Source organism: Spirochaetota bacterium, from assembly GCA_030154445.1.
Classification (GTDB): Bacteria; Spirochaetota; Brevinematia; order Brevinematales; family Brevinemataceae; genus Brevinema_A.
This window is the reverse complement of sequence record JAGUQW010000004.1, coordinates 57,748-69,476: the sequence shown is the minus strand read 5'-3', so window position 1 is coordinate 69,476 and position 11,729 is coordinate 57,748. Positions and strand designations below refer to the sequence as shown.

Sequence of the window (11,729 nt, the reverse complement as noted above, 5' to 3'; positions counted from 1 at the left end):
CAATCATAGTCAATTCCCATCTTAGTTATTAAGGTGGGAATTTTGATAATATTAGCTTGAAAATTTAAAATATATAATAATAAATATGTAAATTAAGGAACATAAATGAGAGAAATGTTAAGTTTAGATCAATTAGAATTTGATCATGAAAACTATCGATACGGTGTTTTAGAACATAAAGATCAAGAATTTATTTACGAATATTTTGTTCAATATTCAGCAGGTTTTAAAAAACTACAGAAAGCAATGTCTACTTATATTATGCAAGATATATCGTTTTTAGTTTGTCCTTCTAGTAATGAAGGAAAATATATAGTTTTAGATGGAAATACTCGATTGTCAACTTTATTATATATGCAAAGAGATAAACACCCATTTATTATTGAGGATTTCACCATCTCATGCATTGTTTTTAAAGATAAGATCAGTGCAAATTTAGACATTATAGAAAAACATACTCAATCAAATTTTACTCCTTGGACACTCATCGCTCAAGCAAGAATAAATATGAAAGCAGGTAAATCAAGTGATCAAGATTTATTAATTTCAAAAATATATGATCATTTGAAACAAATAGCAATAGATTCTTCTTTTCGTTATAATCAGATTGAATATAATATTACAAATTGTATGGAAACAGAACAAGGAGATATATTTACGAATTTTTATCTTAGATCTTATAGTATTTTTAAAACATTAAAGATTGATTTTGTTAATATAGATCAATTAAATGATCTTCAAACAACTTTATTAAATCAATTAATGTTACAATTTTGTAATAATAAACTAAATTCAAGTAGTGCAGACAGAAACTATAAAACAATAATTAAGAAAATATACGACGGTCTATCTCAAATTGAAGAAACATTGATTTCTACTAATAATTTATTTAAGGATCATTCTCAAGATAGTATCAATCAAATGATAGCTGAAATCTCATCAAATAAAAAATCTATAAAAAAAATAAATACAAGTGAATCTGTAATAGGTACCGAAAATAATATTGTTGAATCTAATGAAAGTATACAAGATAATAATATTATGGATAATGAGGGTGAAAAATCTGGAGTAGAAAATAGATTGTTTGAAACACATTTACAAGTTCATAATATATCTATATTAGATGAGTCAGAAACACAGGTTTCAAGAAATTCATCTAAGCACGCTAATTATAAAAAACCTGTGTCAGAACAAATTTTTTGTAATAAAATTAATGAGTGGCTTGAAATACATGGAAAAAAATGTTCTAAAAATATTTCATTTCGTGTTTTACGAGAATTATCAGATATTAAACCTGAAAAAAGAAATTTTGCAACAGCTTTTTTACTGAGAGCTTTGGGTGATTCTCTAGTTTTTGAGAAGGATGGTAATGATAAAGGATTGACTTCATATGCACACAAAAATATTCAAAATAGAAATGATAAGATTGGTTATTCATTAATTATAAAAGAATATGATAAATTGTCTAAGTATGCACATGGTTTATCGAATTGTAATTCTCAAGATATCTATACTATATTTAATCATTTGTATGAATGTTACAATGAGCTTATTAATAATTTAAATAAATAAAAAATATTTCTTAGGATAGATATATGATAAATAATAAAATAATTGCAGCTCCATCAACTGCTCCAGGTGTAGCTGGGGTTTCGATGATAAGAGTTTCTGGTGCTAATAGTATAACAACTGTAGAAAAATTATTTAAATCATCCAAATCTCTAAACTCAAAAAAATCACATGAAATTGCTTATGGTAAATTGTTTGATCCTAAAACAAAGGCTATTATCGATGAAGTAATGATAGGTATTTTCCATCATGGAACTTCTTTTACAGGCGAGGAATCTCTTGAAATTTGGACACATGGTAGCCCTTATATTGTGAATGAAGTAATGAGAATACTTGGTACTTTGGGTGTTTCTGTGGCTGATCCTGGTGAGTTTAGTTTGCGTGCTTTTCTCAATGGCAAAATTGATCTTACTCAAGCTGAAGCAATTCGAGATCTTACAGAATCTCAAACGAAATTTGCTCATGCTCAGGCAATCGGACGATTAGAAGGAAAATTAACTGACAAAATTGATTTACTTCACCAAGAGACTTTAGATTTGTTAGCATTATTAGAAGTTGCTATCGATCATGGTGAAGAGGAAGTTGATATAGAAGAAGTGTCGAATCAATTTGTAAGACGAATAGAATCTTTACTTACTCAAGTAAATCACATGTTATTAGGTGCGCAAGTTGGTAAGATGAGTACCGATGGGGTAAAAGTAGCTTTGGTAGGGAGACCGAATGTTGGCAAATCATCTTTGCTTAATACTTTGGTAAATGAAAATAGAGTGATTGTTAGTGATATAGCAGGAACAACAAGAGATGTGATTGAACACAGAATATCTGCACGAGGCTTACTGATAAGATTTTTTGATACGGCTGGATTACGAGAAACGGAAGACGCCATTGAAAAAGAAGGGACAAAACGCTCGTTAGAAGCAATTAAAAATGCCGATCTAGTGATTCATGTTATGGATCAATCTATGTTTATTCAAGATGAAGATAAGACTATCATTAAGATCTTACAAGATAGTAATAAAAGTATATTAAGAGTATTTAATAAAAATGATTTGGTTCAAAAACTTGAATTGGATGATACACATCCTATTATTAAAGTATCTGCTAAAGATAACAAAGAAATAGAATTGATTTTTGATGAAATTGCTCGTTTTTATTTTGCTGGAGGGGTTGATCCTGAGAGTGATATTTTGGTAGCTAATATCAGACAAGAAAATCTACTTAATCAAAGTAAAATACATTTGGAATTAGCAAAAACATGTATTCTCAATCAAGAATCCGAAGAATTTACTGCTTCACATATCCGTAAAGTCAGATTATCTTTGGAAGAGATTGTTGGTAAAACTACAGATGATGCTATTTTAGATAGAATTTTTTCTCAATTTTGTATAGGAAAATAATAATTTTTTATGATTCTTTAGAAAATAAAAAAGCCATCTCTTGATACATCAAAATATGAAAGCAAGAACTCATTCTATTAAGTCCCATAATGAGACTTGTATGCGTATCTTGAGTATTATCTTTGAATGTCTGCACAGCAATTAATTCAATTTCTCTTATTTTTGCTCGAAGTAAATTTAGTAAAATAACTGACCCTTGAAAACTATCATCAATCAATACCATCTGTTCTAATTTGTAGAATTCTAAAGGATTGTGAGAGCGTAGTCTTATTTCATCATAAGTCCATGAAAGCAAATTTTGATCAGGAAGTGCTGTATTTAAAACTTCGTATTTGAGTATATTGCGTGAGTAGTCTAATAATTCGCGTAATTGTAATAACAAATCCGAAGACACTGAATATAGAGTACGGCATTGAAAAATACAATGAATTAATTCAGCTTGAAAAGAATCGAGTTTGCCTCTGAGGATAATTCTAGGATTGTCTTTATAAACAAGCGTGTTGTTAAATAATTGTGTCATTGATTCTGGTTTGATAGTTGTTGTTGTACCGTCTGGTAAAATATATTCGGTAGCTGTAATCCATTCTGTTCCAACAATAGGTTTGGAAAAATTTATTTTTTTCATAATTCCTCTGATTTGTTATAATATAAGATAAAAACATACAAGGATTAATTACTATATAAATAAAACTCTCTTCTAATTGTCTAGATGGGAGTTTTTATTGATTTTAATTATTCTTTGATTGGTTCTGTATCAGGATGTTTTCCAATGAAAAACACAATAGTTATCATAGAAATAAAACCTACAACATAGCTTACAATAATAGGTAAGCCCAATGCTATAAATAAATAACCACAGACAATAGATATGGATGCTACAAAAATAGTGTAAGGTAATTGAGTATTCACATGATCAATGAGAGGGCATCCTGCACCACCAGCTGATAGTATAGTCGTATCAGAAATTGGAGAACAATGATCACCAACAATAGCTCCTGTTAGCACAGTCCCTGCTGTAATAGTAGTTAGTGTGCTATTTGCATCACCACTAAGTGTGGCAACTAAAGGAATAGCTAAAGGCATTAAAATTCCCATAGTACCATAGGATGTTCCTGTAGAAAATGCGATTATACTTGCCAAGATAAAAGTTATCGTTGGGATAATAACTACAGGAATATTATTTTGTAAAATAGTAATGATATAAGCACTAGTACCAATTTCTTTAATAATAGCCGAAATAGACCAAGCTAATATTAATATAATTACGGTACTTGTAAGATTTTGAGCACCTATAATCCAAATCTTAATAGCCTCGAATAAGCTTAGAGATTTGTTTATAGTTGATACCATAATTGCTACAATACTAGCCAAAATAGATGCTTTTAGAATGACAACAATTACATCTGTAGATCCTAAAATAGCTAACATATAGTCATATCCATGAAGAGTAGAAAAATCTGTATTATTTGATACTAATTCTCTATAACCATCATACCAAATCCCAAAAAATGTTCCTAAAATTAAAACACTTAATGGAATTAAAGCATTAGACATTTTGTATACTATTTTAGGATCTGGTATTAAAAAATCATCTATTGATTCTGAAGGTGATGAGTTGACCATGATCCCTTTTTGTCTGGCTCGCTGTTCAGCATGGAGCATAGGTCCAAAATCTTTGTTAAGAAAAGCTATAATGAATAAAAAGCCAAGTATAAAGAAATTATAAAAACGATAAGGGAGTGTCTGTATGAAAATTTGATAAGTATTAGGATCTGTAACTCCTGCAATGATATAAGCATCTCTCAACACTCCTAATTCATAGCCTATCCATGTAGAAATTAGTGCAATACCAGCAATAGGTGCTGCTGTTGAATCAACTAAAAAAGATAATTTTTCACGAGATACTTTTAATTTGTCGGTAATAGTTTTCATAACAGGACCAGTAATTAAACAATTAGCATAATCGTCAAAGAAAATAAAAAGAGCGGTAAAACAAGTAAATATCTGTGCTGAACGAGCTGTTTTTGCTTTTTTTGCTATTGTTGATGCTATTGCAAAAGAACCACCATTTTTACTAATAATAGCTATCATTCCACTGATAGTAATAAGCTGTGCAATAATAGTAGCACTCCAGCTATCGCTTAGAACTGTAATAATAATAACTATCATTTTTTCAAAACTATTGTATACAGTGGTAAAAAATCCTTCAGATTTAGATAATAACAATGCTCCAGCCCAAATACCACATAATAGAGACGAATAAACATTTTTGGTAATAAATGCTAATAGAATAGATAAAACAGGAGGAATAAGTGTTAATAATCCAAAAGTTATTGCATTTTCTTCAGGAGACGATCCCCAAGAAAAAGATGGCGTTAAAATAAAAGAGAAAATAATACTTTTAAATAACATAGTGATGACTCCTAATATTAGTAAATTATAACTTTTTTGATAAAATATTGCAATACTTTATCAAAAAAAGGTACTACACATATATTATGTGTAGTACCTTTTTTTTGTATATTACTTAAAATTCTATACTACGATATACTAAATATCCATTTTTATAAATAGCAAAAGCAAAACGACGAGAATTAGCAAGATTTTGGGTTACTTCTCTAAATTCATCTATATTTGGTGTTGGATAATTATTTATTGCTGCAATGATATCACCTTTAGATACAATAAATGCAAGAGGACTATTTGGATTTACTTTAGAAACAACAACTCCCTCTGTTGCACCACTTCTTTTAAGATCATTATCGGATGGGCTAGAAAATGTAATATCTTTAAAAATAACACTAGAGGATGGATTTCCAGGATCTTCAGCACCTTCTTCTGCTCTACCTCTTACCAAGGCTGAAGGTCTCATTCCAAGAGTGACTATAAGATTAGTTCTTTGTCCATTCCGTAAAACTTCTATCTCTACGCTTGATTTCGGTTTTTTAGTAGCTATTATTTCTGTTAAATGAGAAGGTGTTGAAATAGTAGTTTTATCAACTTTAGTAATAATATCACCTTGTTTTATTCCAGATTCGTAAGCAGGACCTCTACTTTCTAATGAAGAAACTAAGATACCTTCGGCATTCTCAAGATTAAGAGATTTCCGTGTAATTGAATCTAACTCTTGAGGAACAATTCCTAAAAAACCTCTTTCTATTGTTCCTGAAGAAAACAATTGTTCTGCAATACTTCGCGCAATATTAATAGGAATAGCAAAACTAATTCCTTCATATCCGCCACTTTGAGAACGAATTGCTGTGTTGATACCAATTGCTTGACCTCTGATATTTAGTAAAGGTCCACCTGAATTTCCTGGATTGACAGCTACATCAGATTGTAGAAAGCGTTGTAATCCTGGTAAAACCCCCTCTCTTCCCAAACCACTAACAGTACCAAAAGTAAAAGTGCTTGATAATCCAAAAGGATTTCCAATAGCTACAACTAGATCACCAACTTGTGTTTCGTCAGCATTGCCTAACGGAACAACAGGTAAATCTTTACCTTCGATTTTGAGAAGAGCTATATCTAATTCAGTATCAGCACCAATTAATTTGGCATCAAATGATCGATTATCTGCTAATGTTATTTTTATACTTGACGCATCTTTGACAACATGCCAATTAGAAAATAAATATCCATCTGGAGTAATAATAAAACCAGAACCTACGGAATTATATTGACGGCGTAATTCTTCTCTATTTCCAAAAAAATATTGAAAAAAAGGATCTGAGGAAATAGACGCTGGAACATTTTTTGATCCATCTATTTCAATACTAACAACTCCTGGAGTTATATTTTTTGCAATAGCTCTAAGAACAGTCTGTAAATTTTGTACACTTGATAATTCTGGTAAATCTTCTATATTTTTATTACTTATAGAAATAGATAATGATTGTTTCTGAGCTTGTATTATAGATATTCCAGAAATAATAGATATAATAGTAATAGTCATTATTATTATATTTTTAAATTTTTTATAAAACATGAAATTCTCCTATAATTATTAGTTTGAATTATTTATAATATATAAGTGATAAATTCTTTAAAAAGATTCGATTATGATAATTTTATATAACCACAAAACGCAATAGATAATGCATCTGCCACATCATCAGGGTGCGGTGCTTCAGGTAATTTCAAAAGGAGAGTAATAGCTCTAATCATTTGTTGTTTGTCTGCTGCACCATATCCAGAAACTGTTTTTTTGATACTTGTTGGAGCCAGTTCAGAGAGAGGAGTGTTTTTTTTTTGAGCAAGATAACGAAGTACGCCTCTGACTTCAGCAACTTGTAAAACTGTAGAAGTGTTACGCCCCATAAATAGTTTTTCTATGAAAATATGATCTGGTTTATAAGTATCAAATAATTGTTCAAAATCCATCCCTAATTCAAATATTCTTTCACAAAATGATTTATTTTTTTTTGTAGATACCAATCCATAAGCTAACACTTCGCATCTATTTTCAACTATTTTTACAAATCCATATCCAGCTCTATCATATCCTGGATCTATACCACAAATAATCATTTATGATTTATCTTCAGTGTTCCATTGAAGAACAATAATTTTATTATTTCTATCTAAGAGATAATTATAAAGAGTTCCATTATTGTCTAAAAAATAATCAAACAATATATAATAAGACGAGTGAATTGGTGTGAAATATATCTTTTCATGATTTTTTTCTGGATCTAATATCCTTATTTTTAAAGATTCTGTCTGTTCATTATAACTTTGGAAAAAAATTCGTCCTCGTTTGTCAATACCAAGAATATCTTCTGTAATTTTTTTATTTTTAAAGACTTCTGTTGTAAAATCATTTTCTAGTATAGAATATACATTAACTGAAGACCAAATATTTTCTATATTAGGGGGGATGATTTCCTTGTTACTATTAGTGATAGGTTGATATTCAGTTAAGATTGCAAGTTGTTCATCATGCTTATAATTTTTAATATTAATAATATTCCCATTATAATATATATCATTAATATTAGTTTGTAGATCAACTGTTTTACTATTAAATTCAAAATTTAATTCACCTATACTAGAATATCGACGCATGATATAATAATGATTATTCTTTTTTGTATCAAAATTTAAAAAATAAAGATAGAGATTGCCAAAATTATCTCCACTTATTTGAGTAGGATATAATATTGGTTTAGAATTAATACCATTGATTCCTAAACGATACAAAAATACACCGCGTGAAGAAAATTTGTAAATATAAAAATTAGTATCAGATATTTTTTTAATATTTTTTTGAAATTGATCATAATTTTTAATTTCTGCTGTTTGATTACTATAATTTTGAACTTCATAAGATTCTGAATCTATTATGGATGCAAGTACATAAATATCATTATATCTATCTACAAAAACTTCATAAGGTCTAGCGAAAGAATAATTTTCTCCTTTGTTTGGGATTGATATGGTAGGATTATTATTAATATTTCCTTTTCCTATTCCAGAAGGAAATACATTGACAACTTTGTTATAAGAATCCGCTATATATATTTTGAAATCTTGAATAGTAATCTTAGGAACATCTACAAGAAAATTATCTGGAAATCCTTGTCTATTACTATAGCTTTCTAAAATAGGAATATTACTTCCAATTTGGTTTGATTCAAATCCAAGATCTATTTCAAAAATTTTTTCATAAGATAATGTTTTTCGTTGACAACTAATAAGTAACGAAATAGAAAAAAGTAATAGAACTAATTTAATATTATTCATAATATATCCTATCTAATAAATCGTACCGTTAAAAACGGTACGATTTATTATTAATAATTTGAGTCACTGTGAATTTTTTTTCTTCGTCTTAAGAATGCAGGAGTGTCTAAGTCAGAAACCATAGAGGGAACACCACTTACAGAACGCCTAGCTTCACTAGGATCAAATTCATTATACACTTGTGTATCTTCTTTTCTCAAAGAAAAGTCAATACTTCTTCTTTCTCCAAAAGTATTCTGTTGAGCTTGCTGAATAGGTGTTTGTTGTTGTGAAAAACTTTTTGGAGTAGGTGTTGATTTTATACCCCAATCTTCATCAAAATCAATATAATTTTTTTCACTTAAATCTTGTTGATGTTGGTTCTCAAGAGAATGCATATTTTGTAAATCTTCTATAGTATTAAACGCATTATGAGTTTGTTGAGTCTGTTGAGATTGTATAGGTATAGAATTTTTATTAGGATTTTCTCTTATTAGATCAGTTGCTATAATAATGATACGCACTTGATCTCTCAAATTTTCATCAAAATCTAAGCCAATAATGATTTCAGCGTCAGGTCTACAAAATTTCGAAATAGCTTCTGCTGCTTCATGAAATTCTTTCATATCAAAATCAGACCCACCAATGATTTTAGCAACCATAGCTCCTGATTGTTTGAAAGTATTATTTTCGATTAGAGGATTTGCAAGAGCTTCTTGAGCAGCTTTCAACGCACGACCATCTCCTTTTGCTTGACCAATACCCATAATTGCTTCACCACGATTTGCAAGGATAGTTTTTATATCGTTAAAGTCTACATTAATAATAGCAGTGTCACTAATAATACCAGAGATGCCCTGAACAGCTTGTTTTAATACTTCATCAATTTTTTTGAAAGCATCTTTTACAGAAGTATTTTTTTCAACAATTTCAAAAATTCGTGAATTTGAAATAACAAGCATTGTATCTACATGATTTTTTAATTTATCTATTCCTTCAATAGCAGCTTTCTGTCTTTTTGAGCCTTCAAAAGAGAATGGTAATGTTACAACGGCAACAACAAGAGATCCAGATTCTTTTGCTATTTGAGCAATTATAGGAGCTGCTCCTGTACCTGTACCACCACCCATACCAGCAGTAATGAATACCATGTCTGTATTTTTAAGATTATTTCTAATTTCTTCAGAACTTTCAATAGCTGCCTTTTCACCAATTTCAGGCTTAGCACCAGCTCCTAATCCTTTAGTGATTTTAGATCCTATAGGAATACATTTTTGTGCTAATGATTTTTTTAGTACTTGTACATCTGTATTAATTGCAATAAATTCTACACCAGCTACATTATCTTCTATCATTCTATTAATAGCATTACAACCAGCTCCACCAACACCGAGAACTTTTAGATTACCGCCTACAGTAATATTTTCTAGCTCAAGATTGGCATGTAATGGTGTGTTAGAGGGAGGGGTATTCACGATATTTTGAGGGGTAAAAAAAACTTCTTCCTGTATAGGAACAGAAGGGATTTCAAGGGAATTATTATTAGATTCGAGTTGCTCTGAATCAAAAATAGAAAAAATATTTGGTTCAGTTTGTGAATTTTGTGAAAAAGCTTCGTTTTCATCTTTACCTGCACTCCACAATTCTTCAAAGTAAGACATTAGTCCTCCAAGTATCAAAATAATATTTATTTAAATAGAATAAGTCTTAAAACAAAAGTTTGTAGCATCTATTATATTAATTGTCGGTATTTTATTTTTTTTTTAAATATTTTTAAATTTTTTAAAAGAACTCATTAAACCAATCTTGTATACGGTAGACAATTTTTTGAAAATTTTTATCTTCATCAGGGCTACTAGTATAATCTAATTTAGGAGTATTTTGTAATCCATAGATAGACAAGCCTGTAGCAGTAGAAAAAGAAGGATTTTTAACAAATTCATCTAGTCCTCGAAATTGATAAGGCATACCGATTCTAACAGGCAATTGAAAAATTTCTCTAGCTAATTCATCTATATATTCAGTACATGAAACGCCACCAGTAAGTATAACGCCTGCTGATAAATGCGATTTAAATCCTGTTTTTTCTATTTGTTCATTAACTAAAAATAATATTTCTTCCAAACGTGGTTGTATAATTTCGGATAGTAGACGACGACTTTCTATTCTTTCTGTCCTATTATTTGGAGTAGGTATTTCTAATTGTTCTTGCATAGGAATAGATGTTGCTATAGCTGAACCATAATTGCATTTGATTTGTTCTGCTATGTGCATGGTGGTTTTCATTCCATAAGAAATATCATTAGTAATATGCCCACCACCTATAGATAATTGACCTGTATGTTTGATACCACCCTCAGTAAAAATAACATAATTAGTGGTGCTAGATCCAATATCAATTAGGATACAACCATCTTCTTTCTCATCTTCTTTTATCAAGGCACGAGCTGCAGCAAGAGGTTTAAGAATGATATCTGCTGTATTAAATCCTGCTTTGTAGACACTTTTGATAAGATTGTTTACAGAAGTAGCTGCGACAGTAATAATATGAACATGAATTTCCAAACGAGACCCCATCATTCCCGTAGGGTCTTTGATACCTAATTGGTCATCTACAGAAAATGATTGCGGTAATACATGAATAATTTCTCTATCAGGAGGAATTATAATGGTAGTAGCTGTTTCTATTACTCTTTTAACATCATCACTAGTAATTTCTTTTTGTGAAGGAATAGCAATAATTCCTTTGCTTTTTGTTAATTCTATATGTCCACCAGATACACCTAAAATTACAGATTCTATTGTTATCCCTGCTTGTAATTCTGCTTGTTCAATAGCAGCTGTTACTGTTAATGCGGCTTGTTCCAAATTAACAATAACTCCTTTTCTAATACCACGAGAAGGTATACTAGCAGCACCTAAAATTTCTGGCTTGTTATTGTTATTAAGTCTAGTAATTACAACACTAGTTTTACTAGACCCTATATCGAGACCTGCAATTATAGAAGAAGAATGATTTGTATTCACATTAGATCCTTT

9 protein-coding genes are annotated in these 11,729 nt (G+C 29.9%); 2 read left to right on the top strand and 7 right to left on the bottom strand.

Translation table 11 applies throughout. The features are described 5' to 3' along the window. Positions 1 to 105 precede the first annotated feature (105 nt). Both KFW21_02295 and mnmE read left to right on the top strand, forming a co-directional pair. Complete coding sequence (locus tag KFW21_02295) at positions 106 to 1,572, top strand: hypothetical protein (protein MDK2818261.1); 1,467 nt, start codon at positions 106 to 108, stop codon at positions 1,570 to 1,572. A 23-nt stretch (positions 1,573 to 1,595) separates the two neighbouring features. After that, positions 1,596 to 2,966, top strand: coding sequence for a tRNA uridine-5-carboxymethylaminomethyl(34) synthesis GTPase MnmE (mnmE, locus tag KFW21_02290; protein MDK2818260.1), 1,371 nt, complete (start codon positions 1,596 to 1,598; stop codon positions 2,964 to 2,966). 7 nt (positions 2,967 to 2,973) lie between these two features. Here mnmE and KFW21_02285 read toward each other — a convergent pair whose 3' ends face one another. From KFW21_02285 to ftsA, 7 genes are all read right to left on the bottom strand, one after another. Then, a complete protein-coding gene (locus KFW21_02285; GenBank protein ID MDK2818259.1) occupies positions 2,974 to 3,591 on the bottom strand; it encodes a hypothetical protein in 618 nt (205 codons plus the stop codon). Between the two features lie 107 nt (positions 3,592 to 3,698). Further along, positions 3,699 to 5,378 carry a Na+/H+ antiporter NhaC family protein gene (locus tag KFW21_02280; GenBank protein MDK2818258.1) on the bottom strand — a complete coding sequence of 560 codons (1,680 nt, stop codon included), beginning with the start codon at positions 5,376 to 5,378 and terminating at the stop codon, positions 3,699 to 3,701. Positions 5,379 to 5,493: 115 nt separating this feature from the next. Next, complete coding sequence (locus KFW21_02275; GenBank protein MDK2818257.1) at positions 5,494 to 6,954, bottom strand: trypsin-like peptidase domain-containing protein; 1,461 nt, start codon at positions 6,952 to 6,954, stop codon at positions 5,494 to 5,496. A gap of 71 nt (positions 6,955 to 7,025) precedes the next feature. Then, on the bottom strand, positions 7,026 to 7,496 hold the full coding sequence (gene ruvC / locus KFW21_02270; GenBank protein MDK2818256.1) for a crossover junction endodeoxyribonuclease RuvC: 471 nt from the start codon (positions 7,494 to 7,496) through the stop codon (positions 7,026 to 7,028). Beyond that, positions 7,497 to 8,711, bottom strand: coding sequence for a hypothetical protein (locus KFW21_02265; GenBank protein ID MDK2818255.1), 1,215 nt, complete (start codon positions 8,709 to 8,711; stop codon positions 7,497 to 7,499). A 50-nt stretch (positions 8,712 to 8,761) separates the two neighbouring features. Continuing rightward, positions 8,762 to 10,351, bottom strand: coding sequence for a cell division protein FtsZ (gene ftsZ / locus KFW21_02260; protein MDK2818254.1), 1,590 nt, complete (start codon positions 10,349 to 10,351; stop codon positions 8,762 to 8,764). A gap of 121 nt (positions 10,352 to 10,472) precedes the next feature. Continuing rightward, positions 10,473 to 11,717 (bottom strand): cell division protein FtsA, encoded by a 1,245-nt coding sequence (gene ftsA / locus KFW21_02255; protein MDK2818253.1) that lies wholly within the window; start codon positions 11,715 to 11,717, stop codon positions 10,473 to 10,475. Between the last annotated feature and the right edge of the window lie 12 nt (positions 11,718 to 11,729).

Coding starts and splice junctions, on each gene's coding strand:
- KFW21_02295 (MDK2818261.1), top strand. CDS start 106: ATGAGAGAAATGTTAAGTTTAGATCAATTAGAATTTGATCATGAAAAC.
- mnmE (MDK2818260.1), top strand. CDS start 1,596: ATGATAAATAATAAAATAATTGCAGCTCCATCAACTGCTCCAGGTGTA.
- KFW21_02285 (MDK2818259.1), bottom strand. CDS start 3,591: ATGAAAAAAATAAATTTTTCCAAACCTATTGTTGGAACAGAATGGATT.
- KFW21_02280 (MDK2818258.1), bottom strand. CDS start 5,378: ATGTTATTTAAAAGTATTATTTTCTCTTTTATTTTAACGCCATCTTTT.
- KFW21_02275 (MDK2818257.1), bottom strand. CDS start 6,954: ATGTTTTATAAAAAATTTAAAAATATAATAATAATGACTATTACTATT.
- ruvC (MDK2818256.1), bottom strand. CDS start 7,496: ATGATTATTTGTGGTATAGATCCAGGATATGATAGAGCTGGATATGGA.
- KFW21_02265 (MDK2818255.1), bottom strand. CDS start 8,711: ATGAATAATATTAAATTAGTTCTATTACTTTTTTCTATTTCGTTACTT.
- ftsZ (MDK2818254.1), bottom strand. CDS start 10,351: ATGTCTTACTTTGAAGAATTGTGGAGTGCAGGTAAAGATGAAAACGAA.